The following is a 25,201-nucleotide window of genomic DNA, read 5'->3' as shown; positions in this document are numbered from 1 at the left end:
GGGTGAGCATGGGGGTCCTTCGGGAGCGGGGGGTGCGGCCCTGGGATCGGGCCGCCTTCACCCTGCCACGCGGCGGCCACGTTGGCATCCCCCCTTCCTCTCGCGCTGGGCGGAGGAGACGGGTGACGGGCGCACACGTGCGCCCGTCGACCCGGTGCTGGGGCGTCCGCTCCTAGCGGGTCTTGACGACGGCCGCGATGAGACCGGAGATGATCATCATGGACAGGCTGACGATCATGAGCACGAACGCGACGGTTCCGACCATGGTGTTTCCTTCACTGTGTCGTCCCCCGGGCACCGCGGGCCGTTCCCCCGGCGCCCGGCACACCGGGACACCCGTGGTTTCGGGCGCGGCATGTTACCTCTTCGGTCCACAACCCTATCTCGCCGTCGCGAGGTCGCCGCGTCGGGTGCCCGCTCTGACCAGCGTGGTTCAGCTCTCGTTCCAGAACCGCTGGTAGGTCCCGACCAGCCAGCGGTCGGCCCAGTCGGAGTCGGGGCCTTCGGGCAGGTGGGAGGTCCGGCACAGCTCCTCCAGACGGTTCTCCAGTTCCCCCGCGCGCTCCAGGGCCTCGTCACGGGAGCGCTCTCCCCGGCGCAGGGCCAGCAGCCAACCCCGGTCGGGTTCGGGCATGGGCAGGGTGATGTCGCCGGTCTCCATCAGCTCGACGCCCTGGAGGCCCAGCCGGACCATGTGGTAGGCGTACTTGGTGTCGAAACCGTGCCGCTCCACCAGTTCGGGGCGGTTGGTGTGTCTTCCGCCCCGGGTGCCGGCCATGCGGTCCCGCTGGGCACGCAGGTAGCCCAGGAAGCGCTCTCCCGCGCGGCGGGACAGGAAGCGGTGGCCGTTGGCCCGCAGGTCGACGCCGATGGGTGTGAGGGTGGTGATCTCGTCCTCTGGGACGAAGAGCGGCAGCAGGACGGTGGGGTTGCCCTCCAGGGCCAGGCGGGTCCACTTGCGCAGTGAGTAGACGGTCAGGTCAAGGTCGCCGGGGCCCGAGCGGACGTGTTCACCCTGGTCGCGGAGGATGTACTGCTCGAAGGCGCGCAGACCGACGACGTACTCGGGCGGCTCGACGCAGATGCCCATCTCGTCGCGGTCGTTCTGGCCGTCGAGGTTGAGGCCGTGGACGACGGAGCCGACCTGACAGCGCAGGACGGTGCCCTGTGCGGCGATACGGGCGAACTCCTCACTGGAGTGCTTCACCTGAGCCTCCCGGTTCGGTGGATCGTGGTCGCAACCTATCGGGGCCGGGGTGGGCACCACGAACGGATTTCGGGGGCCGTCGCTCGTACGAGACCGTCTCAGAGGGCGCGTGGGGCGACCCGGGGCAACAAAACACTGATTTCCCTACAAACCAGGGCCTATGGTTCTTGCCGGGCACGCCCCGCGTCCGTTTAGCTGGTCCCGTACCCCGCCCGGCACCGGCCGGGCCCGGCAGTGGAGAGCAGGACCCGTGCCCCCCGAGAACACCGAACCCAAGATCGACACCACCGTCCCGCACAACGCCAGGATCTGGAACTACTGGCTGGGCGGCAAGGACAACTACCCCGTAGACCGGGAGATGGGCGAACAGATCCGTTCGTTCTTCCCTGAGATCGTCGACAACGCGATCGCGGACCGTGCCTTCCTCGTCCGTACCGTCACCTACCTGGCACAGGAGGAAGGGATCCGGCAGTTCCTGGACGTCGGTACCGGACTGCCCACCCACAACAACACCCACGAGGTCGCGCAGTCGATCGCACCCGACGCCCGTGTGGTCTACGTGGACAACGACCCGCTGGTGCTCACCCACGCCCGTGCCCTGCTCACCGGCACCGACCAGGGCGTGACCGACTACGTCGACGCCGACCTGCGCGACCCGGACTCCATCCTGGCCACGGCCGCCAAGACCCTGGACCTCGACCAGCCGGTGGCGCTGATGCTGCTGGGCGTGGTGAACTTCGTGGCCGACGACGCCGAGGTGCGCTCGATCATGGACCGGCTGCTGGACGCGCTCGCCCCCGGCAGCTACCTGGTGGTCTCCCATCCCACCGACGACATCGACCACGAGCGCGCCCACCAGGTGGCCGCCGCGTGGAACGAGAAGGGCACCCCCAAGATCACCATCCGCACGGCGGCGGAGATCAAGGGGCTCTTCGACGGCCTGGAGCTGCTGGAGCCGGGTCTGGTGTCCTGCTCGCTCTGGCGGCCGGGGCCGACCGAGGTGGGCACGCTCCGCCCGGTCGCCGAGTACGGCGGCGTGGCCCGCAAGGCCTGACCGCCCCGGCCGTCCCGGCCGAACCGGCATCCGCCCCAGCCTCACCCCCCGGGGGTGACCAGCCAGCCGCGCGCACCGATCGACACCGACCACTGGCGCGTGCGGCTGGCCGCCCTCTGCGAACTCCACGGGGTCCCGGGTCCCAGCTGGGTCTCCTGCGGGTCGGATCCGGTGTGGAGGGCGGTACCCTTCGCCCCTTGGGAATGACCCGTGACCCGCACCCTGCCGGAGGAGGCCATGCTGCACGGTGCGGCGGTCGGCCACGTGCGGGGACTGCCCGCCCGGAGATCGCTCCTGTGTGGGGGATGCCCCGATTCATGGGCCCGGCCGGCACCGTCCTGGCCAGCGCCGGGGACGTGCTGCGCTTCGCCGCCGCCCACCTGCGCGGCGGTCTCGGCGCGGCCGCGCGCCACGCCCCGGGAGCGCCTTCATGTACTCGGGCGGGGGAGCCCCCCGCTTTCCAGGGGTGGCGCACGTATGTACTCGCGATCACGGTGCATGGGCGCTGTCGTAGCAAGTGTGGGTGGGGACCGCCCTTCCACTCTTGAGCGGGAGAGCGCTCCCCGAATCCCGGCAGAGCCGACGCTCCCGCCCCAGCGGGCAGCGTCCACGCGGTGCGGGGCCAGCCAGTCCGCGACGGGCATGGTGTTCGGGGGTGATCCTGTCGCGCCTGCCCACGGCGCTGACTCCTGCCACAGGTGTCGCGAGCGCGGAGTTCCCTCACAGCACCAGGAACACCACCAGCACCACGGCCAGCAGGAGCACGTACGACACGGCGTGCGCGCGGTCGGGGATCCGGCCGACGTGGCGGCGGACCAGCGCGATGGTGGGCAGCGACCCGGCCAGCAACAGGGCCCCGGCCACCAGGTCCACCGAACCCAGGTGCCCCTGGTCGGCTCCGGCGCCGCCGGTTCCCCACAGCGCGTAGACCAGCGTCCCGGCGAGCGCGACCGGCACCGTGAGCGGGTTGGCCATCGCGGTGGCCTCACCCATGGGCAGCCCGCGTCGGCGCAGCAGGGGCACGGTCATGACGCTGCCGCCCACCCCCAGGAAGCCGGTGACGGCGCCGATGCCCAGCCCCACTGTCCGGGTGACTCCCAGGCGCGGGACTTGGGGGGTGGGCCCCGACGGGGTGAGGAACCCCCGACGCAGCAGACTGTCGGCGATGGTCACCGCCAGGTAGACCACGAACAGGGCGTGTTGGACCGCGCCGCCCGCCATCGTGGCGGCCAGCGCCCCGATGGCCGAGCCGATTCCGATGGGGGCGGCCAGGGGCCACAGGTGTTCGCGGCGCAGGCGCCCGGCACGGTACTGGGCCCAGGTGGCGCTCAGGGAGTTGACCACCATGACCGCCGTGGAGGTGGCCACGGCCACGGCCATGGCATCGACGCCCGGTTCGGCGCGGGCCAGGGTGACGGCGTACACGACCGGAACGGTCACGAAGCCGCCGCCGAAGCCGAACACGACCGTGGTGACGCCGGTCAGACAGCCCAGGGCCAGGAGAACGAGGATCGAGGAGAGCACCCGCACCACGGTAGGGAGGTGTGGGACTGGCGTGCATTCGATGAAAGGACATGAATGATCGTGTAACAGACACGATAGCGTCGGTCCGTGCGCAACGTCCCCGTGTCCGAAGTCGACCACATCGACCGACCGGTGCTGGCCATCGGCACTGACTACCCGCCCGGGTTCCTGCTGGCCCGGCACCGGCACCGGCGTGCCCAGTTCCTCTACGGCGCCACCGGGGTGATGCGGGTGGTGACCGACGACGGCGCGTGGACCGTGCCGCCGCAACGGGCGGTGCTCGTGCCCGCCGGGACCGACCACGAGGTCACGATGGAGGGGGTCAGCACCCGCAGCCTGTACGTGGAACCGTCGGCGGTGCCGTGGTTCCCCGCCCGATGCCAGGTGGTGGAGGTGTCCGCGCTGCTGCGCGCGCTGCTGTTGGCGGCGGTGGACATCGAGCCCCGACACGAACGCCACGGTCGGGACGCCGCCCTGGTCGAACTCCTCCTCCACGAGCTCCGGGGGCTGGCGCCGCTGCCGTTGGACCTGCCCCTGCCGCGCCACGAGGGGCTGCGCGCCCTGTGCGAGGAGTTCCTGGAGGCTCCCCGCGTCCACGATCCGCTGGCCCGGTGGGCGGGACGACTGCACGTGAGTGAGCGCACGGTGAACCGGCTGTTCCGGGCGGAGACCGGGATGGGGTTCGCGCGATGGCGGCAGCGGGCCTGTGTGCTGCGTTCCCTTCCCGAGCTGGCTCGGGGCGAGGCGGTCGCGCGGGTCGCCTCGGATCTCGGCTACGACAGCCCGGCGGCGTTCTCTGCGGTGTTCGCGCGCCTGCTGGGGACCAGTCCCCGGGACTACCGCTCCGCCGCCACCCCGTAGGCCGCCGGGCACGGGACCCCTCATCGAGTGGCGCGACATCCTCGTCGGGTGCTGGGGGTGCTGGGGGTGCTGGGGGTGCCCGCAGCACCGCTGTTCCGGGTGCCCGACGGAGCTTCCCGGCCGGTGTCCTGTACCCCGCGCGGGAACGGTGGGGAGGGGACTGCGAGCCGGGCCGCCGTTCGTCGTGTCCGGCACCCGCGCGGGGACGTTGGACTGGCAGCGTTCCGAGGGATCCACTTCGGAGTGTCCGGCACCCGTGCGGGGACGGTGGGGATGGGTCCGGCACCCGCGCGGCCGTGGCGTCGTGACCTGGCACCCGAACGGAACGGGGGCCATTCCCGAGGGGCCAGGCTCGCCGCTGCTCCGCTGCTCCGGAGCTCCGCAGCTCCGCAGCCTGCGGCCCCGCGCCGGGAGCCCGGCGCGGGGCGAGGCCGCTACTCCCTGGGGCGCTGGTCGATGATGCGGCGGAACTTGCCCACCGAACGCTCGATCTGCTCGGGGTCGACCACGTCCACGGTGACGCTCACACCGACGCGGTCCTTGATCGTCGCGGTGATCTCCCGGCTCAGGGTGGTGCGCCGGTCGGTGGTGCAGTCCGGCGCGGCCTCGACGCGCACGGACATGCGGTCCAGGCGACCCTCCTTGGTGAGCACCAACTGGAAGTGCGGGGCGAGTCCGTCCAGACCCAGCACGATCTCCTCGATCTGGGTCGGGAAGACGTTGACCCCGCGCAGGATGATCATGTCGTCGCTGCGGCCGGTGATCTTGTCCATGCGTCGCATCGGGCGGGCGGTGCCCGGGCGCAGTGTGGTCAGGTCGCGGGTGCGGTAGCGGATGATCGGCATGGCCTGCTTGGTGAGCGAGGTGAAGACCAGCTCGCCGTTCTCCCCATCCGGTAGCACGTCCTGGGTGACGGGGTCGAGCACCTCGGGGAAGAAGTGGTCCTCCCACACGTGCAGGCCGTCCTTGGTCTCCACACACTCGTTGGCCACGCCCGGGCCCATCACCTCGGAGAGGCCGTAGATGTCCACGGCGTTGATGTCGAAGCGCTCCTCGATCTCCAGGCGCATCCGCTCGGTCCACGGCTCGGCGCCGAAGATCCCCACCTTGAGCGAGGTCGTGCGCGGGTCGATGCCCTGGCGCTCGAACTCGTCGAGCAGGGTCAGCATGTAGCTCGGGGTGATCATGATGATCTCGGGCCGGAAGTCCTGGATCAGCTGGACCTGCTTGGCGGTCTGGCCGCCGGACGCGGGGATGACGGTGCAGCCCAGCTTCTCCGCGCCGTAGTGGGCGCCGAGCCCGCCGGTGAACAGGCCGTAGCCGTAGGAGACGTGGACCTTGTGGCCGGGGCGTCCGCCGGCGGCGCGGATCGAGCGCGCCACGACGGTGGCCCAGGTGTCGATGTCCTCGCGCGTGTAGCCGACCACGGTGGGCTTGCCGGTGGTGCCACTGGAGGCGTGGATGCGGCTGACCTGCTCCTGTGGCACCGCGAACATCCCGAACGGGTAGTTGTCGCGCAGGTCGGCCTTGGTGGTGTGCGGGAAGAGGGCGATGTCCTCCAGCGACCTGAGGTCCTCCGGGCGCACCCCGGCCTCGTCGAACTTGCGCCGGTACAGGGGCACGTTCGTGTAGGCGTGCTCCAGCGTCCAGCGCAGACGCTCGAACTGGAGGGAGCGCAGCTCGTCGACACTCATGCGCTCGGCGGCGTCCAGCGACTCGGGCGCCGGGGCCCGCCCGAGGCGCCTCTGGAGAGCGGTGCCGGCCGACTGCGTGGTGGTGTCCTGGCTTGCCATGGGCCTCTCCGGGTACTGTGCACGGTGTTTCCGCCGGGCCGGGCTCGGTCGGCCGTCCCTGAGGAGGGGGCGGGGCCCGCCGTGCGAAGCCGCGGCACACTTTCTGGCGGTCCAACCGCGCTGAGGTGGGTCTTCGTCGGTCCGCGGAGGGGACCGACTTGCTTACTGACCGAACGTTCGGTTACTAATGCATTTATTCAGTCTCCGCGTGGCTGTGTCAAGGAGACGTGTTGAAGAGTTCACACAGGACGGTGGCACACGCCACCGCAGTCAACAAGGGAGGCCGTTCGTGAGCGACGTCTACGTGGTCGACGGGGTGCGCACCCCTCAGGGCCGTTACGGGGGCGCCCTCGCGGCCGTTCGCCCCGACGACCTCGCCGCCCGGGTGGTGGCCGAGGCGGTCCGCCGTGCCGGGGTCCCGGGCGAGGACGTGGACGAGGTGATCCTCGGTGCCGCCAACCAGGCCGGTGAGGACAACCGCAACGTCGCCCGGATGGCGGTCCTGCTGGCCGGGCTGCCCTCCACGGTCCCCGGCTACACGGTCAACCGCCTGTGCGCCAGCGGGCTGACCGCCGTCGCCTCGGCCGCTCAGGCGATCCGTGCGGGCGAGGCCGACCTCGTGGTCGCCGGTGGCGTGGAGTCAATGACCCGCGCCCCCTGGGTGATGGCCAAGCCCGGCACCCCCTGGGCCAAGCCGGGCGAGGTCGCCGACACCTCCCTGGGCTGGCGCTTCACCAACCCCCGCTTCGCGGCCGCCGACGCCGAGGTCGCATCGGAGGCCACCCCCGAGGATCTGCGCTACACGCTGTCGATGGGGGAGACCGCCGAGGAGGTCGCCACACTGGAGGGCCTCACCCGCGAGGAGTGCGACGCCTTCGCCCTGCGCAGCCACGAGCGGGCCGTGTCAGCCGCCCAGGCGGGCCGGTTCGCGAACGAGATCGTCCCCGTCACCGTGCACGGCCGCAAGGGTCAGACCCACGAGGTCACCGAGGACGAGGGGCCCCGCCCCGGCTCCAACATGGAGAGCCTGGCCAAGCTCCGCCCGGTCTTCCGACAGGGCGGCATCGTCACTGCGGGCAACTCCTCCTCGCTCTCCGACGGCGCCTCCGCGCTGGTCCTGGCCAGCGCCGAGGCCGTGCGCCGGTACGGCCTGACCCCGCGTGCCCGCGTCGTCGCCTCCGCCTCGGCCGGGGTGGACCCGCAGGTCATGGGGCTCGGTCCGGTTCCGGCCACCCGCAAGGTCCTGGGCCGGGCCGGATGGGCGCTCGACGAGGTGGGCGCGGTCGAGCTCAACGAGGCCTTCGCCGCCCAGTCCCTCGGGGTGATGCGCCAGCTGGACCTCGACGAGTCCCGGGTGAACGCCGATGGCGGCGCGATCGCGCTCGGGCATCCGCTCGGCTCCTCCGGTGCCCGACTGGTGGTCACGCTCATGAACCGCATGGAGCGTGAGGACGCCCGGCGCGGCCTGGCCACCCTGTGCGTGGGCGTGGGGCAGGGGACCGCGCTGCTGGTGGAGCGCCCGTGACCCCGAACCCCGACCGGCCTGGCCCGGAGCCGACCGGCAGCCCCCAGCCCCCGAACGAGAACGGCCAGCCCATGGACTTCGAGACCCTGCGCGTCGACTGGCGCGAGGACCGCGTGGTGGTCGAGCTGCACCGCCCCGAGGCCCGTAACGCCATCAACGGACGGATGATCGCCGAGCTGCACGAGGTGTGCGCCCGGATCGAGGCCGACCTCCGACCCCTGCTCCTGACCGGCCACGGCACCGTGTTCGCGGGCGGGGCCGACATCTCCGAACTGCGCGAACGCGGCCGTGAGGAGGCACTGGCCGAGATCAACAGCCGCCTGTTCGAACGCCTGCACCGGCTCCAGGCCCCCACCGTGGCCGCCGTCGACGGTTTCGCCCTGGGCGGCGGCGCCGAGCTGTCCTACGCCTGCGACATCCGGATCGCCACCCCCACCGCCGTGTTCGCCCAGCCCGAACCGGGTCTGGGCATCATCGCCGGAGCGGGTGCCTGCTGGCGCCTGAAGGAGCTCGTCGGTGCCTCGGTGGCCAAGCAGGTGCTGCTGGGCGGGTTCCGTCTGGACGCCGAGGCCGCGCTGCGCCACGGCCTGGTCGCCGAGATCGTCCCCTCCGAGGAGCTGCGCGAGCGAGCGCACGCCCTGGTCGACCGGATGGCGGCCTCCTCGGCCATGGCGCTGCGGATGACCAAGCTGGTGCTGGATGCCGAGGGCGTGCACCCCCTGGCCGACGACCTCACGCAGGCAGTGCTGTTCGAGAGCGCCGACAAGCACGACCGCATGACCCGTTTCCTGGAGAGGAAGAAGCGTTGAGCGAGATCACCCCGCAGGGCGTGCCCGACACCGTCGCCGTCATCGGCGGCGGCACCATGGGCGCCGGAATCGTCCAGCAGTTCCTCATGGCCGGGGCGAGCGCGGTGCTGGTCGAGGCCACCGCCGAGGCCGCCGAGGCGGGGCTGGGGCGGGTCCGCGCCGGGCTGGACAAGGCCCGTGAACGCGGCAAGATCGACGCCGAGCCCGCCGCCTACCTGGCCCGCATGAGCACCGTCACCGACGCCTCGGACCTCCCGGGCGACACCGGGCTGGTCGTCGAGGCCGTCCCGGAGAAGCCCGCGCTCAAGATCGCCGTGCTCACCGCGGCGGAGGCCGCCGTCGGCGAGGACACCGTGCTGGCCTCCAACACCAGCTCGCTGTCGGTCACCGAGCTGGCCGCCGCGCTCAAGCGCCCCGGTCGGTTCCTGGGCACGCACTTCTTCAACCCGGTCCCCGCCTCCAAGCTCGTGGAGATCGTGACCGCGCCGGAGACCGACCCCGCCGTGCTGGAGACGGTGCGCGGCTGGGTCGGGGCCCTTGGCAAGACGGAGATCGTGGTCCGGGACGCCCCCGGGTTCGCCACCAGCCGCCTCGGCGTGATGCTGGGCCTGGAGGCCATCCGCATGGTCGAGGAGGGTGTGGCCTCGCCCGCCGACATCGACACCGCCATGGAGCTCGGCTACCGCCACCCCATGGGCCCGCTCAAGCTCACCGACCTGGTCGGACTCGACGTGCGCCTGGCCATCGCCGAGCACCTGGCGAGCGAACTGGGGGACCGGTTCTCGCCCCCCGAGCTCCTGCGCCGTAAGGTCGCCGAGGGCAGGCTCGGCCGCAAGAGCGGCGAGGGATTCCACCTCTGGGACAAGGGAGACAAGGCGTGAGTGAGGACAGGGCCGCGGAGTTCGGCGAGGTCGACGGGCTCGCCACCATCAGGCTGCACCGTCCGGGGCTGACCCGGAAGGCCAAGGAGGAGCTGCTGGAGGCGGTGACCCGGGCGGCGGAGTCCACCACCGCGCGGGCGGTGCTGTTCCTGGGGTCGGACCGGGCGTTCTGCCTGGGCCAGGACCTGGCCGAGCACGCGCGGATCCTGGAGGAGACCCCGGACCAGGCGCTGACCACGGTGCGCGAGCACTACAACCGGATCGTGCTGGCGCTGGAGAGCATCCAGGTGCCCGTGGTGGTCGGGATCGGCGGTGCCTGCGTGGGAGCCGGGCTGGGGTTCGCCCTCGCCGGTGACGTGCGCGTGGCGGCGGGCAGGGCCAAGTTCGGCACCGCGTTCACCGGGATCGGCCTGGCCTCGGACTCCGGTCTGGCCCTCCGGCTGGTCCGCTCGCTGGGCCAGGCCCGTGCGATGGAACTGATGCTGCTGGGCACGGTGTTCGGTGCCGAGCGCGCCCAGGAGCTGGGCCTGGTCACTGAGGTCGTGGCCGACGAGGACTGGGAGGCGCGCGCCCGCGAGGTGGCCGCGCAGCTGGCCTCGGGGCCCACGGCGGCGTTCGTGGCGGCCAAGCGCGAGGTGCGCTCGGCCGCCGATGGTCAGAGCGACCTGCCCGAACTGCTGGAGGAGGAGGCCGACCTCCAGAACCAGCTCGGGGTGACCGCCGACCACGTCGGTGCGGTCTCGTCCTTCCTGAACAAGCAGAAGCCCACGTTCACCGGCCGGTGACGGGTCCGGTTCCGCCGTCCGGCGCCGGAACACGTGTCGTGCCGGGGCGAGGGCCTGCGCGAACAAGGTGACCAGCCCCGATTCGGGGGTCCGGGGACTTGCGTCGGACCCCCGAATCCGGGGATACTAATTACTGACCGAACGTTCGGTTATGAATGGGGATTGATCAATGCCGACCACGGCCCAGGAAGCGCCCCCCGGCGCGGACGAGGCACTCCAGGTGGAGTTCGACGCCCGCATCGCCGCCAACCAGCGCGTCGAGCCGCGTGACTGGATGCCCGAGGCCTACCGGAGGACCCTCGTCCGCCAGGTCTCCCAGCACGCCCACTCCGAGATCATCGGCATGCAGCCCGAGGGCGACTGGATCGCCTCCGCGCCCAGCCTGCGCCGCAAGGCCATCCTCCTGGCCAAGGTCCAGGACGAGGCCGGGCACGGCCTCTACCTGTACGCGGCCGCCGAGACCCTCGGAGTCGACCGCAACGACCTCACCGAGCGGCTCATCGAGGGCCGCCAGAAGTACTCCTCGATCTTCAACTACCCCTCGCTGAGCTACGCCGACGTGGGCGTGATCGGCTGGCTGGTGGACGGCGCCGCGATCTGCAACCAGGTCCCGCTCTGCCGCACCTCCTTCGGCCCCTACGCCCGCGCCATGGTGCGCATCTGCAAGGAGGAGTCCTTCCACCAGCGGCAGGGCTACGAACTCCTCATGCGCATGATGGAGGGCACCGAGGGCCAGCGCCGGATGGTCCAGGACGCCGTCGACCGCTGGTGGTGGCCGTCCCTGATGATGTTCGGCCCGCCCGACGCCGAATCGCCCAACACGCAGCAGTCCATGACCTGGGGCATCAAGATCGACACCAACGACGACCTGCGCCAGCGCTTCGTCGACATGACCGTTCCCCAGGCCGAGAAGCTCGGAGTCACCCTGCCCGACCCCGAGCTGGTCTGGAACGCCGAACGGGGCCAGCACGACTTCGGTACCCCGGACTGGGACGAGCTCAAGCGGGTCATCAAGGGCAACGGCCCCAAGAACGCCGAGCGCGTCTCCCGCAGGCGCGCCGCGCACGAGAAGGGCGCGTGGGTCCGCGAGGCCGCCACCGCCTACGCCAGGAAGCAGCAGGAGGCCACGGTATGAGCAGGAACGACGACGCCACCCCGGCTCGCCCCGAGTGGCCCCTCTACGAGGTGTTCGTCCGCGGCAAGCGCGGCCTCAACCACGTGCACGTGGGATCGCTGCACGCCCCCGACGCGACCATGGCGCTGCACAACGCCCGCAACCTCTACACCCGCCGCAACGAGGGGGTGAGCATCTGGGTGGTGCTCGCCGAGGACGTCACGGCCTCCAGCCCGGACGAGAAGGACCCCTACTTCGAGCCCAGCGGTGACAAGGTCTACCGCCACCCGACCTTCTACCCCATCCCCGAGGACGTCCCGCACATCTAGGGGGACCACGGTCGGCACGACTCTTCAAGGACAAGCATGAGTGGCGAGAACATTTTCACCGGACTCACCGAGGAGCACGACGGCGACGCCCGCTGGGCCTTCGGGACCGGCTTCACCGAGGCGCTCGCGGGCGTGGACACCACCCTGCCCGCCGGGGTCGACGGTGCGGACCTGGCGGTCTACTGCCAGATGCTCGGCGACGACGCGCTCGTCCAGTCACAGCGCCTGGTCCAGTGGGTGACCGACGCCCCCGAACTGGAGGAGGAGGTGGCCCTGGCCAACATCGCCCTGGACCTGCTCGGCCAGGCCCGGCTCCTGCTGGCCCGCGCCGGACAGGCCGACGGCACCGGCCGTGATGAGGACGCCTTCGCCTACCACCGGGACCCCGCGCAGTTCCGCAACGTGCGCCTCACCGAGGCCCCGCGCGGCGACTTCGCCCACGCGATCGCCACGCTGCTCGTCCTCTCCTCCTGGCGGCTGGCCCTGTTCACCCGGCTCGCCGACAGCGCCGACCCGGTGGTGGCCGCGATCGCCGCCAAGGGCGTGAACGAGCTGGCCTACCACCGCGAGTACGCCGTGGCCTGGACCCTGCGCCTGGGCGACGGGACTCCCTACTCCCACGAACGCATGGGCGCAGCGATCGCCGACGTGTGGCCGCTCACCGGCGAACTCCTCGCCACCCACCCCCTCGAAGCGGCGCTGGCCGCCCAGGGTGTGGCCGTGGACCCGGCCTCCGTGCGCGACGAGGTCCACGACGTCCTCACCCAGGTGCTGACCGCCGCCACCCTGCCCGCACCCGAAGCCTTCCCCCGACCGGTGGTCGCCGGACGCGACGGCGAGCACACCGAACACCTCGCCCCGCTGCTGGAGGAGCTCCAGAGCGTGGCCCGGGAGCACCCGGAGGCGACATGGTAACCACCACGGACACCAGGCAGCTCCTCTGGGATGCGGCCGCCGCGGTCACCGACCCCGAACTGCCCATGCTCACCCTCGCCGACCTCGGCATCCTGCGCGAGGCCACCGTGGAGGAGGACGGCACCGCCGCCGTGTGGATCACGCCCACCTACTCCGGGTGCCCCGCGCTTGCGGAGATGAGGGTGGACGTGGACCGCGCCGTCCGCGCCGCCGGGTTCGACCGGGTCGAGGTGCGCACCGCGCTCTCCCCGGCCTGGACCACCGACTGGATCACCGACGAGGGCCGACGCAAGCTCACCGAGCACGGCATCTCACCCCCCGGCGGTGCGCCCAAGCGGCAGGCGGGGCCCGTTCCGCTCACCCTGATGCCCACCCGCACCGTGCCGCGCTGCCCGCTGTGCCGTGCGGCCGACACCGAGGAACTGTCCCGGTTCGGCTCCACTTCCTGCAAGTCTTTGCACCGCTGCCGGTCCTGCCTCGAACCGTTCGAGCACGTCAAGGAGATCTGACCGTGTCCACACCCGTCACCGAGACCGCCGGGGCCCCGGTGCGCGGCCGCGCCGCGTTCCACCGGCTGCGCGTGGCCGCCGTCGAGCGCCTGTGCGACGACGCCGTCGCGGTCACCTTCGACGTCCCCGATCACCTGACCGAGGAGTTCGCCTTCGCGCCCGGCCAGTCGCTGACCCTGCGCCGCCAGGTCGACGGCGTGGAGGAGCGGCGCAGCTACTCCATCTGCTCCGCCGTGGGGGAGGCGCCCCGCGTTGGGGTACGCCTGGTCGCCGGAGGACTTTTCTCCAGCTGGCTGGTCCGTGAGGTCGAGCCGGGCTTCGAGATCGAGGTGGGCGTGCCCACTGGCCGGTTCAGCCCCGACCTCAGCCAGGCCGCGCGCCACGTGCTCGTGGCAGCCGGTTCGGGGATCACGCCGGTCCTGTCCATGGCGGCGTCCCTGCTGCGCCGCACGGACTCGCACGTCACCCTCCTGTACGGGAACCGCCGCAGCGACACGGTGATGTTCGCCGACGAGATCGCCGACCTCAAGGACGCGTTCGGGCCCCGGTTCGAGCTCGTCCACGTGCTCTCCCGCGAGCCCCGTGAATCCGAGTTGTTCACCGGCCGGTTGGACGGCGCGAAGCTGGACGCGCTGCTGTCCACCATCATCGCCGCCGACGCGGTCGACCACTGGTGGCTGTGCGGGCCCTACGGCATGGTCACCGACGCGCAGGAGGTCCTCGCCCGGCACGGTGTGGAGGGGGAGCGGGTCCACCAGGAGCTGTTCTTCGTCGAGGGGGCGGAGCCGCCGCCCCAGGCGCGCCACGAGGAGCCCGAGGTCGAGGGTCCGGCCAGCGAGGTCACCGTCGTGCTGGATGGCCGCACGACCACTCTGACACTGCCCCAGGGTGTGCCGGTGCTGGACTCCGCGCAGCGCTACCGTCCCGACCTGCCGTTCGCCTGCAAGGGCGGGGTGTGCGGTACCTGCCGGGTGAAGGTCTGTGACGGTGAGGTGAAGATGCGCCGCAACTACGCGCTCACCCCCGCCGAGGTTGAGGCCGGGTACGCGCTGGCGTGTCAGTCGTTGCCACAGACCGACACCGTCACCGTGGACTTCGACTCGTGAGCGGTGCCGCGTCCGAGGGACGCAACGAGACCGCGTGGCGGATGTTCGAGGCCGACCGGGCTTCCAAGGGACTGGGGATGCGCCTGGTCGAGGCCCGCGACGGGTACGCGGTGGTGGAGATGGTCGTGGGGCCCCTGATGCTCAACGGCTACGACATCACCCACGGCGGGTTCGTGTTCGCGCTGGCTGACACCGCCTTCGCCTGCGCGTGCAACCTGGACGGCGGCGACGTCACGGTGGCTTCGGGCGCGGACGTGACCTTCGTGGCCCCCACCAGGGAGGGGGACCTGCTGGTGGCGACCGCCGAGGAGAGGGTTCGGTTCGGGCGCAGCGGCGTCTACGACGTCACGGTCCGTCGGGGTGACCAGGTTGTCGCGGAGTTCCGGGGTCGAAGCCGGAGTCTTCCGCAGAGGAGTTGATGGTGTGGGGGCCGGGGTTTGGGGCTAGGGACTGAGGGTCCCAGGGCCCCGGCCTCTGACATCATGTGCATTAGATGTGCGGCTGTGAAGGTCAAGCGGAGATAACGGCCCGCGTTGTCGCAGGTTCATTAAGCGTGAGCCCCGCGCACGCGGGGATGGACCGATGCTCTACCCACCCAGCCCCTTCCGCCCCGTCGTGAGCCCCGCGCACGCGGGGATGGACCGCCACTCCAGATCCACTCCAGATGACTCCAGGGGTGAGCCCCGCGCACGCGGGGATGGACCGACCCCGCCATGAACACGAACCCCTGGGCCGCCGTGAGCCCCGCGCACGCGGGGATGGACCGGATCTCGGGATCGCTGCTGCGCCAGCGGTTCGGTGAGCCCCGCGCACGCGGGGATGGACCGATCGTGCACACTCCGAGTCATGTTCAGTTCCTGTGAGCCCCGCGCACGCGGGGATGGACCGACGCGTGTCAAGACGTCGAAGCTCGTGCCCCGGTGAGCCCCGCGCACGCGGGGATGGACCGCCGTCCGTGACCAGCTGGCCACGGTGACCGTGGTGAGCCCCGCGCACGCGGGGATGGACCGACGAGGTCAGCCACGGCGAGCCCCCCGACGTCGTGAGCCCCGCGCACGCGGGGATGGACCGGGAGACCGTCCTCGTAGGTGCCCAGCTCCAGCGTGAGCCCCGCGCACGCGGGGATGGACCGGGCTCAGCCGGTGGTGGTGAGCGCGGTGATGGGTGAGCCCCGCGCACGCGGGGATGGACCGGCAGCGGCCACGACCGAGTTGCCCTCGTCGGTGTGAGCCCCGCGCACGCGGGGATGGACCGTCCTCGATCGTGTCGACCCGATGGCAGAGCCGGTGAGCCCCGCGCACGCGGGGATGGACCGTCCGCGAGCTGGAGAGCCGGTACGTCAATCCGTGAGCCCCGCGCACGCGGGGATGGACCGAGTGAGAATCCAGTGGTAGTCCATGTCACTCCGTGAGCCCCGCGCACGCGGGGATGGACCGGCGCACGCCGCACCCACATGGCCGCCTGGGTCGTGAGCCCCGCGCACGCGGGGATGGACCGGCGGACGAGCAGTAGGCCGAGCCCTGCACACGGTGAGCCCCGCGCACGCGGGGATGGACCGTTCCATTCAGGATGACGTGGGGACCGCTCGCCGTGAGCCCCGCGCACGCGGGGATGGACCGGAACTCGAAAGCGGCCCAGAACCATTCGTGATGTGAGCCCCGCGCACGCGGGGATGGACCGGCGCCTGCTTCGCAGGCCCGATTCCCCGGATCGTGAGCCCCGCGCACGCGGGGATGGACCGGGCAGGAGGAGGCGGCCCCTCCGCCGCTGCCTGTGAGCCCCGCGCACGCGGGGATGGACCGGGTCCTCCAGGAGGTAGGGGGAGTAACACCCAGTGAGCCCAGCGCACGCGGGGATGGACCCAATCCACAAAGATAATCAGAGGGCGCCCGGACGTGAGCCCCGCGCACGCGGGGATGGACCGGACCACCAGAGGCCGCCCCGGCCTCCGCAGGCGTGAGCCCCGCGCACGCGGGGATGGACCGACCACCCCCATGCCCCAGCAGGCCGCCGCGTGGTGAGGGTGGCGTTACAGCACTGGCTTGTCTCGGTCCGCCTTCAGATCCGACTTGGTAGGACTCGCTGCATATCGCGCCCAGAGCGCCCAGAGCGGCACGGAAGCAGTCAGCGGGATCAGCGCCATCACCATGGACCGGGCCCGCGCGTTCATGCATATCTCATCCTGGACCAAGGCCACCCCCTCTCGGTACGTGTAGAGGTTCGTGGATGGGCAATCAGGGCGAGGCGTTTCCAGCACGATGGCGGGTTGAGGGGGTGGGGCCAGCAGCATCCAAATGGTGATGAACCACAAGAGCAGCGCCCGTATGAGGACAAAATTGTGAAACTTCAAGACGGTCCTGTCGTTGGAAGACGGGCCACCGAAGAATTTCATTCCTGTATTTCCATGTCATCCCTTTGGCCCGATCTGGTCAGTCAGGTTTTGAAGAAAGGTTCACCCCCATGACCCCCAACAGGTCGCCGTGAGCCCCGCGCACGCGGGGATGGACCGCCCCCACGTGGCTTCGGCCAGGTCGAGGTGAGACCCGCGCACGTGGGGATGGGCCGGTGATCCACTACAAGGACCGGGTCCGCAGTCGACGGACTGCCTGGCCCGGGAGCCCAGGTCCGAGACGACCAGAGAGTTACAGAAGACGCTGAACTCCGGGAAGTGCTGAGCCGAGGGAAGTGCTGAGCCGAGTGCGGCCCGGCACCCCTAGGGCGCCGGGCCGCTCGCGCTGTTGTCTGAGCGCCCAGTCCGTCCCGTGGTCATCTCCAGCGTGTGGAATTCACCCTGGGGCATCGATGGTGAACGGTAGTTGGCAAATCGTGGGTGAGTGACCTTCTGGTCCTGTGCAGCGAAGCCTCACGGACGCCCCTTTCCCTTGGCGAATTGATCAACTATGAAGCACTCGATCACGCTTTGTGCTCGACCAAATAGCCCCCATCAGTCGTTGGTGGTTTTCGTGGGTGCCTCGGGGTCATGACAGGAGGGCTGCCAAGAGCAGCGGAGGAGACCCCTCTTCAACTAGGACATCCCCCGGCTTACTTCAGAAAGGCGGCAGAGTGAAGAACGCGAAGTCGTTCGGCGAGCTCTTCGTTACCCATGTTGAGAACTTCACCGAGTACTGGCACGACGGCGGCTCGCGAAGCCAGAAGCCGGTCGGTTTCTGGCAGCCCAACATCCCGGACAACTATCGGGCGCTGGGCACGGTCGCGATCCCGGGGTGGGGCTCCAAGAACCTCCCGCACGCGGGGGTGCATGTGGTGGACGAACACGTCGTGGCCATCTGTGTGAGGCAGAACCCGACCGTTCCTGCCGCGCGCCCCGAGCCCTCCCTGGCCGACCCGGTCGACTACGAGCTGGTTTGGGACGACAATGGCTCCGGGGCCAGGTACAAGTGCTCCCTGTGGCGCCCCATCCCGCCTGAGGGCTACGTGGCCATGGGCCTGGCGGCTTCCAACGACTCCTACGACAAGCCACCGCTGGACGCGGTGGCCTGCGTTCGCGAGGACCTCACCTACCGTGCGGTGGCTTCGGACGAACCCGTCTTCACCGGCCAGGGACTGGGCACGAAGCACGACGTCAGCGTGTGGCGCAACAACGCGCCCCCGAAGTACGTCGACAGCCCTGACAGCTCCCACGTGCTCATCGCGCCGAACACCTACGTCGCCCACACGTCCACCGATCAGCCCAAGCATTTGCCTGAGATGCGTGTGCTGTGCCTGCCGGTCCCCTCCGACAAGAACGTCCGGCCACCGCAGCCGGAGCTGGAAGGTCGCACCTCCCCGGCTGGCATGACCCCCGAGTTGCTCACGAACGCCGCGTGGCTTCCCTTCGAGGCGGTCAAGGACGACGAGCGGTCCACCGAGTGGAAGCTGGCGAACTCGCCGTTCTACCGGGTGGAGCGCAGGGCATCCTGGACCCTGCTGAAGTTCTTCAACAACACCACCGACGCCGCCCAGAACGTCGGCACCACGGTGACCACAGGGGTGGAGGAGGAAGAGGCCCAAGCCTTCAGCGTCAACACCGGGTTCTCGTATGCGGGAACTGGCGGCTTCTCCATCGGTGTGGTCACCGCCTCTGTCACCACGACCCTGAGTCTGGACTTGGGCTTCTCGCGTAGCAGGTCCACCAAGAAGCTGGAAACGCGTGCTGACAACGTGAGCATCAATGTTCCGGCGAACCACGCCGGGGCGCTGTGGGTGGCGACCAACTCGCTCCAGGTGGTCCGTGGCGATGGAACCCTCGTGTCGGAGCCTTTGGTCTTCTACTCCTTCGACAACTTCCACGCGGATCAGTTCCCGGACAACCCGGAGCACACGAACGTGACCACCACGGGCGGGGCCCCGACCCAGGTCGGCATCATCAAGAAGCCCGGGACCGTGGGCAAGGCCACTGCTGGTGTGGGGGCCTCCAAGCGCTCCACGAAGGCTTAGCTTCCCGGGACGTTGACGACCGAGATCAGGGTCAACGACTCATCCCGCAAGCGGCTCAAGGAGGGCGACCTGTTGCGGTTCAAGTGCCGCGACGAGGAAGTGCTCACGCGGATCACCCGGGTAGCCCGCTACACGGACTTCGATGAGATGTTCGACCACGAACCGATCTCGTCGGTCAATCCGACCGCGTCCCGCGAAGACCAGCTTCGTAACATCCGGGAGATTTACCCGCCCGAGCGTGAAGCCCTGGGTGTGGTCGCGATCGGCATCGAACTCGCGCGGAACTGCTGAGCTCGCTCGCCAGGGCGACGCGAGGGCCTTCGACTCACTGAAGCGAGGGCCCTCGCGGCCGTACAGGCAATGAACAGGTGAATTTCACCGGTGTTCAAGAGGCGGGTCGAGGTCGAGCAGATCCTGGCCGTGCGACCACAGCCTGCCGAGGCCCACTCGGGCGTGCTCGGTGACGGCGGGGCCGTCCAGGTGCACGGCGCCGTCCGCGATCTGGTCGGGTGTCGTGCACAGCCGCCAGGTGGTGTCCCCGTACACGGTCACCTCGGGTATCCGAGTCCCGTTGGCGCTGATGACGCGCACGTTCTCGCCGAGCCGGGCGAGGTGTCTGACCGCCTCCAGGGCGAACGCGTTGTACCCGCCCATGATCACCGGGGAGATGACAATTCGGCGCAGGTCGACCCCGGCCAAACGGCGCGCGCGGAGTTCGGCCCGGAGCGTGGGGAGGTCGTCGTCCAGGCGATCGAAGGCGACCTGCAAGCGTCCTGCCTGCCAGGCCTCCCAAGCGGGGTCGTGCGGCAGGCGGGTGGAGAGGGTGTCCACCCGCCATGCGATCCCGGCCGAGGAGGGGGCTGTGCGCACGCCTCGGAGTTCGGTCCGGTACTCGTCACGGGTCAACCGGGCACCTCTCGCCTGGTTGAGGGTGTCCCAGATGGACGTGGTCCTCATGGCACGGCGGGTCATCGGGTCTCCTCATGGACTGGTCCGGGGTCGGAGAGGGCGGTGGGTGAGGGGCCGAGGGTGAAAGGTCGAAGCCCCTCGGCCCCCGTGAGGGCCATTCGCGGCGTGCGTGGTCTCCACTCCGAGGCACGCCGTCATCCAGCCGGTCCCTCACATGCCCGGAGCCCGCTCCCTTGTCCGGGCTCCGGGAAAGGGAGCCGCGCTCCCGCTGGTGTGCCCCTCGGGGGCGCGGCCGTTCGGGTGGGCCACCGATCCCGCGGAGCAGTGGCCCTGGTGCATCGCTGGCTACGCGGACACCAGCACTCGGCGCCACGCAGGCGGGCACGCTGCCTCACCCGGCGCGGCGGCCTGGTCCAGCTGTTCCTCCATCTCCTCCAGAACGACTGCGGGGTCGTCCTCCGTGGCGCTGAGCAGGGCGGTGGCCAGAATCTCGTTGCGGCGTCGTCGTGGCGCGGACGCGGTGATCGAGGCGGGGTCGGCCCTGAGGTGGTGGGCGACCTCGACCAGAAGCGCTTTGAGGTCCATGTCCATCGGGGGTCCCATCGTCGTGCGGCTCGGGTGTGGTTTGGGGGTGGTGCGGTGGCGGAATCCTCGCCGGGGGTGTCCGAAGGAGGCGCGTCACCACCGCACCGGTTCACGGGAGGCGGCGAGGAGCTGGCGGACGCCCACCGCGAGTTGGGCCATCTGTGCGTCGGCGAGTTCCTGCTCGGCCTGTTCGCTGGGGTTGGCGATCCTGTGCAGCACCGCGAGACCGGAGCGGGTGGCGGCTGCTCGGCGTTGCCGGTCGGCCATCACCCGAGGGGCTTGGGCCTCGGCCCAGTCCATGTACGGGGGGAGACGGACCGGGTACATCACCGGGCCTCGAGAGCAAGTTGCTCGAGGTCACGGATCGGGTCGTGTGGGGTGGTCACTCGGGTTCCTTCTGGTGTGCTTGGTGCCCGGGGTCCGCCGCGTCAGTGGACGGACCCCGAGGTGTGGCCTTGCAGGAACCCCACCGTGTGGACGGCGGTAGGGGTGCGTCGGCGGGCCACTGGTTCAGCGGGTGGTGTGCTGGTTCAGGAACTGGGCGACATCGTCCAGCGAATAGAGGATGTCGGTGTGCCCGCCCAACCTGGTGAGCGCGTAAGTGATGCCGGTGTGGTCGCGACCCTGGGTGAGGACGAACCCCGGCCCGGTCGTCGCCGCCCGCCACCGAAGGTCGGCATATCGGGCGCGCAGGTCGTTGATCTGGGGCAGGAGGTTGCTCCGGATCACGTGGACCTCCCCGTGATCATGTAGTCGACGACCGCGAGGTCCTGGGGGCGCACGGGGTACGTGGCGTCCCCCAGCACGGCCAAGCGGCGGACGCTGCTCGCGGATTTGGGTGTCGCCCACTCGTCCGGGGGCCGGGCGGGGTATTCGTAGGTCCACCACAGGGCGTCGGGGCCGGGCTGGTGCAGTCGCAGGCAGACAGCGGCGACGGGCTTGTGTCCCACGGGGCGGTCGTTCTCCCAGTACCGGTTCTGGTAGAGGCGGGCGTCCACGGACCACTCGGCGTGGTCGGCCTCGGGGGTGTACCCCGACTGGACCAGGACTTTCGTCATGGTGGTGAGTGCCCGCAAGGCGCGGGTCGACGGCCTCGGAGCCTGTTGGTGGTAGGGGACCATCGACAGGGTCAGCACGGTCATCGGGTCACCTCCGCGTACACCCCGGTGCCGATGGTCGCGACCCCCCACGACCTGGAGAGCGCGTCCACGATCCCGAGCCCGCGGCCGTGCTCGGCCGTCAGCTGAGGCGTGCGGCGGGTGGGTGTGCGGCCCTGGCGGGGGCCGGCGTCGCGAACGGTGACACGGATGTGGTCCTCGTGGAGGGCGAGGCGGATGGTGAACTTCCCGCCCCTGCCGCTGTGGGTGTGGTCGAGGGCGTTGGTGGCGAGTTCGCTGACTACGAGGGCGAAGTCGTCGGGGTTGGGGATGCCCCAGTCGGGCTTGTTGAGGGCGGCGAGGGCCCACTTGCGGGCGTTGGTGACGCCTTCGGGGGTGCCGTTGAAGGTCGCGCGGCGTTCCTGAGTTGGCCTGGTGCGTGGGGTTTTGGGAGCGGTATGCTGCATTCGTCTTCACCTCGGTGCTGTCGGGGTGGGGGCCAGCCCCGGGCGACCGCCTTCGACATCGGTCACCGGGGTTTTTCTGTGTTCTGGGGGTCGGCCCGCCTTTGCCTCCGCGCTGGGGCGGGCCGACGTTGTTCCCGCCCGGTGAAGAGCGGGGAGTTCAGGGTGGCCACCCCACGGGCTGTGACCCCCGTGGGGTGGCCGTGCAGCTCAGGACCCCACATCTCCCCAGACAGGAGCCGCTGAGCAGCCGCCGCATTCGGATACTCCCGAAGCGGGCCGGGCGCCCTGGGGCGCCTGGCGATAACTTGGCACGAGCGCTGGTCAGCGGTCTATAGAAACGGTGAAACTGTCGCTCGGGGGTTGTGACCTGGACACCCTGTTGCGCCCTGTAATACTCTGTTTCAATGGTGGTCGATGTGAAACAGAAGTGGATACCCTTCGGCAAGGAACTTCGCAGAGTGCGAGGTGAGAAGGGATTTACGCTGGCTGAGGTCGGTGAACATCTTGGTGTGAGCGGACCTCAGATCGGCAACTTCGAAAGAGCCACTCGAACCCCAAACAGGGAGCAAGTGGACAAGCTCGACGGATTCTATAAAACAGGTTCCGAGTTGCGTAAGTTCTGGGATGACACGCGACGCCAAGGGCGAGTTCCTGACGAGTTCCGAAGCGCGTTGGCCATGGAACGCAAGTCGACGCAGGTCCGCGAGTACCAGTCGATTCTGTTCCCGGGGTTGATCCAGACCCCTGACTACGCACGAACCCTGATCCAGGCTCGTCTACCGAAGGCCCCCGAAGAGGAAGTTGAGGAGCTGGTTGCCGCTCGGATGGGTCGGCTCGATGAACTCGTACAGCGGGGGGCTACGCTGTGGATTGTGGTCGATGAGGTGGTGATCAGGAGGCCGATCGGTTCCGTGAAGATCCTCAGCGCTCAACTGGATCGGGTCACAGCGTTGGTCCAGAGCGGTACGATCCGGCTTCAGGTCCTCCCCCTCGAAAACCACCCCGGGTTGTGTGCTCCCTACCGGGTCGTGGCGCTCGATGACGGGCGGAACGCTCTCTTCTTGGAGAACGCCCGAGGGGGAGAGATCGTTGACAAGGTGGACATGGTTGCTGAGATGTCGATGCTGTTCAGTGCGATGCAGGCTGAGGCGCTCACGACCCGTGGCACCCTTGAATTGATTCAGGCCGTGAAGGGGCAGATCGCATGAATGAATACCACAAGTCCAGCTACAGTGACGGTACGGGCGGTAACTGTGTAGAGGTCGCGGAAGGCGCCATGACCAGGTTCCGTGACACCCAGAACCGCGACCTGGGCCACCTTGAAACCCCCGCCTCTGAGTGGTCGGCGCTCGTCGCCGCCCTGCGTGGCTAGAAGCCCTCGATGCGAAAGCGGCCCCCGCCAGGTCTGTTGGCGGGGGCCGCTTCTGTGTGTACTGGGACAGGGTACCTGTGACGTCTGGTCGAAACCTAGGACCAAAAGCCGTTGCGTTGTGGGGCCAAGCCGTTGCGTTGGGGCCGCCGTCTCCGAACGGCGTCCAGCAGGGACGTCACCCCTTCACGTGCTGGTGCCACGCCTTCGCCGCGTCCAACATCGCCACCAGCCACTCCTCGTCCGGCCGCAGCTTCGTGTAGTGCCGGTACATCCGAACGTCCGCCCTCGCGAAAGTCACGAACGCATCCCGGTCGAGGCGTCCCCACACCGATGATGCCGACAGGAGCTTTTCCACATCTGCTGGGGCCTGCTCAGCTGACACCAACTGCACGGCCAAACACGACACTGTCACCACCGCCGACGCACGGGTCGGCCACGCCCAGTCGACAACCCACAACCGGTCGTTCGTGTCGATGACGATGTTGTGAGGGTGCAGGTCCGCGTGGGTGAGGTGGTCGCCGCGGACCGCTTGGATCTCCTCACCCGGGAGGGCCCTGTCCCACCGGTCTTCCACCCACGGCCGTGCCACGTCGGGGAGCGGGAGACCAACGATCCGGTCCATGGCCTCCACAATGCGGGGCAGGTCCGGGGAACCAGGTGCGTAGTCGGTGGGACGGGCGTCGATGACCTCGAACCCCAATACGAACCATCCGTCCCCCCGGGCCTGCCACAGCAGTCGGGGAGCCAACCCGCCCAGGTGGGGGTTGATCTGCCCTTCGCGCTCCACCTCTTCAAGGAGCCCTCCCGGACGGTCCGGGACGGCTTTCACGAAGAACCTGCCGAGTTCACCGGTGACCACGGCTGTGGTGGTGGCGCTGAACCCTCCGGTCGGTTCCACCTCGCTGATCTGACCGGTGTGCGGGGTGATGAGCTGTTTGACCTGCTCGTGCATCGAACGGCTTCCGTTAGTTGCGAGGAGGGCACTTGGACGGCGGGACGCCGGGGGAGCAACCGTTGTCGTCCGGCGAGCACGGGACGAAGATGTGTCCGTCGTCCTCGTCGTCTTTCTTGCCCGCCGTGATCTCGGCCCGTGCCTGGGCCATTCCGGGCCCGGCCAGGATATCCGCCAGCGGCTCCTGGAGGACGTTGCCTGCGTTCATCCAGGTGGAGAAGACGCAGGGGCTGACCTCACCGTTAGGGGCCACCGACGCCCGGTTGTCGCCGCATGCCCCGCACAGCCCGGAGCAGTCCGGCTCCTGGGAGTGGGCGCCGCGCCCGTAGGGGCGAACGTGGTCGACACCGATGCGGGTGACGCCGAGGGCTTCGAGTTCGGCGCGGGTCTCGCCCACACCAGTGCCGTCCGGGGTGATGATCGAAACCCGCAACGACACCCCAGCCTCCAAGGCGCGGACGATGTTCGCCCGGGTGTGCCGGTGCGAGGCGGTGCGGCCCGTCAGGGCGTTGTGCTGTGCCTGGTCGTGCGAGTAGTAGGACGTCGCCAGGCACATACCGGGCTGTTGGAGGAGCGTCCACCACGCGTCGGTGACGTGGACGAGGTTGGAGTACACCTCGACGGACAACCCCAGCTCCAGGGCGTGTTCGGCGATCTCCAGGGCATCGGGGTGCAGGGTGGGTTCGCCACCGATGAGTTGGATGTGGCGGGTGCCGGTGTCGGCGGCCTGGTCGACGGTGCGCAACCAGTCCGTTCGGGTCATCGTCCCGTGGTCGCCGTCCGGCCCGGACTCGTTGTAGCAGTGAGCGCATTCGAGTTGGCACTTGCGGGTGAGGTCGAGCCAGATGAATCCCGGGGCCCTACTGGGTGCGTCGGGGGTGATGGTCACGTGTCCTCCGTTGGGTGAGGGTGTGTTGCCATCTGGGGAGACGGGGGCGCCCATGATCGTAACGGTGTGTGTTGGCCCTGT

At 69.8% G+C, this 25,201-nt stretch carries 27 protein-coding genes and 1 CRISPR repeat array; of the genes, 16 read left to right on the top strand and 11 right to left on the bottom strand.

What is annotated here, in order from left to right; all coding sequences use genetic code 11:
- Positions 1–433 precede the first annotated feature (433 nt).
- Positions 434–1,207 carry a DNA polymerase beta superfamily protein gene (locus ADX84_RS06460; protein ID WP_049569024.1) on the bottom strand — a complete coding sequence of 258 codons (774 nt, stop codon included), beginning with the start codon at positions 1,205–1,207 and terminating at the stop codon, positions 434–436.
- 250 nt (positions 1,208–1,457) lie between these two features.
- On the opposite strand from ADX84_RS06460, the gene ADX84_RS06455 reads away from it, so the two are divergent.
- Complete coding sequence (locus ADX84_RS06455; protein ID WP_049569021.1) at positions 1,458–2,261, top strand: SAM-dependent methyltransferase; 804 nt, start codon at positions 1,458–1,460, stop codon at positions 2,259–2,261.
- A gap of 720 nt (positions 2,262–2,981) precedes the next feature.
- Here the strand turns inward: ADX84_RS06455 and ADX84_RS06450 are convergent.
- Entirely contained in the window at positions 2,982–3,785 is an 804-nt protein-coding gene (locus tag ADX84_RS06450; protein ID WP_049569058.1) for a sulfite exporter TauE/SafE family protein, read from the bottom strand.
- Positions 3,786–3,872: 87 nt separating this feature from the next.
- On the opposite strand from ADX84_RS06450, the gene ADX84_RS06445 reads away from it, so the two are divergent.
- Positions 3,873–4,646 carry a helix-turn-helix transcriptional regulator gene (locus tag ADX84_RS06445; RefSeq protein ID WP_049569013.1) on the top strand — a complete coding sequence of 258 codons (774 nt, stop codon included), beginning with the start codon at positions 3,873–3,875 and terminating at the stop codon, positions 4,644–4,646.
- Between the two features lie 434 nt (positions 4,647–5,080).
- On the opposite strand, the gene paaK is transcribed toward ADX84_RS06445, so the two are convergent.
- Positions 5,081–6,439 (bottom strand): phenylacetate--CoA ligase PaaK, encoded by a 1,359-nt coding sequence (gene paaK / locus ADX84_RS06440; RefSeq protein WP_049569011.1) that lies wholly within the window; start codon positions 6,437–6,439, stop codon positions 5,081–5,083.
- A gap of 289 nt (positions 6,440–6,728) precedes the next feature.
- Here paaK and ADX84_RS06435 point away from each other — a divergent pair, with 289 nt between their 5' ends.
- The 12 genes from ADX84_RS06435 to ADX84_RS06375 all read left to right on the top strand — a co-directional run bounded on the left by ADX84_RS06435 (position 6,729) and on the right by ADX84_RS06375 (position 19,140).
- Positions 6,729–7,964, top strand: a complete 1,236-nt coding sequence (locus ADX84_RS06435) for a thiolase family protein (protein WP_049569009.1) — start codon at positions 6,729–6,731, stop codon at positions 7,962–7,964.
- A gap of 71 nt (positions 7,965–8,035) precedes the next feature.
- Positions 8,036–8,773: an enoyl-CoA hydratase/isomerase family protein gene (locus ADX84_RS06430; protein WP_049569055.1), complete on the top strand. Its 738-nt coding sequence runs from the start codon at positions 8,036–8,038 to the stop codon at positions 8,771–8,773.
- Positions 8,770–9,654 carry a 3-hydroxyacyl-CoA dehydrogenase family protein gene (locus ADX84_RS06425; protein WP_049569007.1) on the top strand — a complete coding sequence of 295 codons (885 nt, stop codon included), beginning with the start codon at positions 8,770–8,772 and terminating at the stop codon, positions 9,652–9,654. The genes ADX84_RS06430 and ADX84_RS06425 overlap by 4 nt, the downstream gene beginning before the upstream one ends.
- Positions 9,651–10,439, top strand: a complete 789-nt coding sequence (locus ADX84_RS06420) for an enoyl-CoA hydratase/isomerase family protein (RefSeq protein WP_049569005.1) — start codon at positions 9,651–9,653, stop codon at positions 10,437–10,439. Before ADX84_RS06425 ends, ADX84_RS06420 begins: the two co-directional genes overlap by 4 nt.
- Positions 10,440–10,608: 169 nt before the next feature.
- Positions 10,609–11,574: a 1,2-phenylacetyl-CoA epoxidase subunit PaaA gene (gene paaA / locus ADX84_RS06415; RefSeq protein ID WP_049569002.1), complete on the top strand. Its 966-nt coding sequence runs from the start codon at positions 10,609–10,611 to the stop codon at positions 11,572–11,574.
- On the top strand, positions 11,571–11,882 hold the full coding sequence (paaB, locus tag ADX84_RS06410) for a 1,2-phenylacetyl-CoA epoxidase subunit PaaB (RefSeq protein ID WP_049568999.1): 312 nt from the start codon (positions 11,571–11,573) through the stop codon (positions 11,880–11,882). The genes paaA and paaB overlap by 4 nt, the downstream gene beginning before the upstream one ends.
- Positions 11,883–11,918: 36 nt before the next feature.
- Positions 11,919–12,797, top strand: a complete 879-nt coding sequence (gene paaC / locus ADX84_RS06405) for a 1,2-phenylacetyl-CoA epoxidase subunit PaaC (protein WP_049568994.1) — start codon at positions 11,919–11,921, stop codon at positions 12,795–12,797.
- Positions 12,791–13,306 (top strand): 1,2-phenylacetyl-CoA epoxidase subunit PaaD, encoded by a 516-nt coding sequence (gene paaD, locus ADX84_RS06400; protein ID WP_049568992.1) that lies wholly within the window; start codon positions 12,791–12,793, stop codon positions 13,304–13,306. The genes paaC and paaD overlap by 7 nt, the downstream gene beginning before the upstream one ends.
- A 2-nt stretch (positions 13,307–13,308) precedes the next feature.
- Positions 13,309–14,412, top strand: coding sequence for a 1,2-phenylacetyl-CoA epoxidase subunit PaaE (paaE, locus tag ADX84_RS06395; protein WP_049568989.1), 1,104 nt, complete (start codon positions 13,309–13,311; stop codon positions 14,410–14,412).
- A gap of 41 nt (positions 14,413–14,453) precedes the next feature.
- Positions 14,454–14,831 (top strand): hydroxyphenylacetyl-CoA thioesterase PaaI, encoded by a 378-nt coding sequence (gene paaI, locus ADX84_RS06390; RefSeq protein ID WP_049569053.1) that lies wholly within the window; start codon positions 14,454–14,456, stop codon positions 14,829–14,831.
- 134 nt (positions 14,832–14,965) lie between these two features.
- Positions 14,966–16,397: a CRISPR direct-repeat array (repeat unit 29 nt; unit sequence GTGAGCCCCGCGCACGCGGGGATGGACCG).
- A 1,078-nt stretch (positions 16,398–17,475) separates the two neighbouring features.
- Complete coding sequence (locus ADX84_RS06380; protein ID WP_049568983.1) at positions 17,476–18,849, top strand: Vps62-related protein; 1,374 nt, start codon at positions 17,476–17,478, stop codon at positions 18,847–18,849.
- Between the two features lie 12 nt (positions 18,850–18,861).
- Complete coding sequence (locus ADX84_RS06375) at positions 18,862–19,140, top strand: ASCH domain-containing protein (protein ID WP_049568980.1); 279 nt, start codon at positions 18,862–18,864, stop codon at positions 19,138–19,140.
- Positions 19,141–19,224: 84 nt separating this feature from the next.
- On the opposite strand, the gene ADX84_RS06370 is transcribed toward ADX84_RS06375, so the two are convergent.
- The 6 genes from ADX84_RS06370 to ADX84_RS25120 form a co-directional block, all read right to left on the bottom strand.
- Positions 19,225–19,821: a DUF6879 family protein gene (locus tag ADX84_RS06370; RefSeq protein ID WP_049568975.1), complete on the bottom strand. Its 597-nt coding sequence runs from the start codon at positions 19,819–19,821 to the stop codon at positions 19,225–19,227.
- A 282-nt stretch (positions 19,822–20,103) separates the two neighbouring features.
- The gene (locus ADX84_RS06365; RefSeq protein WP_156208038.1) at positions 20,104–20,343 is read right to left on the bottom strand and encodes a hypothetical protein; all 240 of its coding nucleotides are present in this window, start codon (positions 20,341–20,343) and stop codon (positions 20,104–20,106) included.
- Positions 20,344–20,436: 93 nt separating this feature from the next.
- Positions 20,437–20,643 (bottom strand): hypothetical protein, encoded by a 207-nt coding sequence (locus tag ADX84_RS06360; RefSeq protein ID WP_156208037.1) that lies wholly within the window; start codon positions 20,641–20,643, stop codon positions 20,437–20,439.
- A 210-nt stretch (positions 20,644–20,853) separates the two neighbouring features.
- A complete protein-coding gene (locus ADX84_RS06355) occupies positions 20,854–21,072 on the bottom strand; it encodes a hypothetical protein (protein ID WP_049568968.1) in 219 nt (72 codons plus the stop codon).
- Positions 21,069–21,485, bottom strand: a complete 417-nt coding sequence (locus tag ADX84_RS06350) for a hypothetical protein (protein WP_049568965.1) — start codon at positions 21,483–21,485, stop codon at positions 21,069–21,071. The genes ADX84_RS06355 and ADX84_RS06350 overlap by 4 nt, the downstream gene beginning before the upstream one ends.
- A complete protein-coding gene (locus ADX84_RS25120; RefSeq protein WP_053107256.1) occupies positions 21,482–21,907 on the bottom strand; it encodes an ATP-binding protein in 426 nt (141 codons plus the stop codon). Before ADX84_RS25120 ends, ADX84_RS06350 begins: the two co-directional genes overlap by 4 nt.
- 404 nt (positions 21,908–22,311) lie before the next feature.
- Between ADX84_RS25120 and ADX84_RS06340 the strand changes: the two genes are divergently transcribed.
- Together ADX84_RS06340 and ADX84_RS25320 are read left to right on the top strand one after the other, a co-directional pair.
- Positions 22,312–23,115 (top strand): helix-turn-helix transcriptional regulator, encoded by an 804-nt coding sequence (locus ADX84_RS06340; RefSeq protein ID WP_082206324.1) that lies wholly within the window; start codon positions 22,312–22,314, stop codon positions 23,113–23,115.
- Positions 23,112–23,279 carry a DUF397 domain-containing protein gene (locus ADX84_RS25320; RefSeq protein WP_082206323.1) on the top strand — a complete coding sequence of 56 codons (168 nt, stop codon included), beginning with the start codon at positions 23,112–23,114 and terminating at the stop codon, positions 23,277–23,279. The genes ADX84_RS06340 and ADX84_RS25320 overlap by 4 nt, the downstream gene beginning before the upstream one ends.
- A gap of 175 nt (positions 23,280–23,454) precedes the next feature.
- Here ADX84_RS25320 and ADX84_RS06335 read toward each other — a convergent pair whose 3' ends face one another.
- Positions 23,455–24,138 carry a protein kinase gene (locus tag ADX84_RS06335; protein ID WP_156208036.1) on the bottom strand — a complete coding sequence of 228 codons (684 nt, stop codon included), beginning with the start codon at positions 24,136–24,138 and terminating at the stop codon, positions 23,455–23,457.
- A 106-nt stretch (positions 24,139–24,244) separates the two neighbouring features.
- Complete coding sequence (locus ADX84_RS06330) at positions 24,245–25,120, bottom strand: radical SAM protein (RefSeq protein WP_049568957.1); 876 nt, start codon at positions 25,118–25,120, stop codon at positions 24,245–24,247.
- Positions 25,121–25,201: the final 81 nt, after the last annotated feature.

It is taken from the genome of Nocardiopsis sp. SBT366 (assembly GCF_001083815.1).
GTDB classification, from domain to species: Bacteria; Actinomycetota; Actinomycetes; order Streptosporangiales; family Streptosporangiaceae; genus Nocardiopsis; species Nocardiopsis prasina.
Note: the sequence above shows the minus strand (reverse complement) of the source record. Positions and strands in the feature narration are given on the sequence as shown.

Coding starts and splice junctions, on each gene's coding strand:
- ADX84_RS06350 (WP_049568965.1), bottom strand. CDS start 21,485: ATGACCGTGCTGACCCTGTCGATGGTCCCCTACCACCAACAGGCTCCG.
- ADX84_RS25120 (WP_053107256.1), bottom strand. CDS start 21,907: ATGCAGCATACCGCTCCCAAAACCCCACGCACCAGGCCAACTCAGGAA.
- ADX84_RS06370 (WP_049568975.1), bottom strand. CDS start 19,821: ATGACCCGCCGTGCCATGAGGACCACGTCCATCTGGGACACCCTCAAC.
- ADX84_RS06360 (WP_156208037.1), bottom strand. CDS start 20,643: ATGGACTGGGCCGAGGCCCAAGCCCCTCGGGTGATGGCCGACCGGCAA.
- ADX84_RS25320 (WP_082206323.1), top strand. CDS start 23,112: ATGAATGAATACCACAAGTCCAGCTACAGTGACGGTACGGGCGGTAAC.
- paaK (WP_049569011.1), bottom strand. CDS start 6,439: ATGGCAAGCCAGGACACCACCACGCAGTCGGCCGGCACCGCTCTCCAG.
- ADX84_RS06340 (WP_082206324.1), top strand. CDS start 22,312: ATGGTGGTCGATGTGAAACAGAAGTGGATACCCTTCGGCAAGGAACTT.
- ADX84_RS06430 (WP_049569055.1), top strand. CDS start 8,036: ATGGACTTCGAGACCCTGCGCGTCGACTGGCGCGAGGACCGCGTGGTG.
- paaC (WP_049568994.1), top strand. CDS start 11,919: ATGAGTGGCGAGAACATTTTCACCGGACTCACCGAGGAGCACGACGGC.
- ADX84_RS06365 (WP_156208038.1), bottom strand. CDS start 20,343: ATGGACCTCAAAGCGCTTCTGGTCGAGGTCGCCCACCACCTCAGGGCC.
- paaI (WP_049569053.1), top strand. CDS start 14,454: ATGTTCGAGGCCGACCGGGCTTCCAAGGGACTGGGGATGCGCCTGGTC.
- paaD (WP_049568992.1), top strand. CDS start 12,791: ATGGTAACCACCACGGACACCAGGCAGCTCCTCTGGGATGCGGCCGCC.
- paaA (WP_049569002.1), top strand. CDS start 10,609: ATGCCGACCACGGCCCAGGAAGCGCCCCCCGGCGCGGACGAGGCACTC.
- paaB (WP_049568999.1), top strand. CDS start 11,571: ATGAGCAGGAACGACGACGCCACCCCGGCTCGCCCCGAGTGGCCCCTC.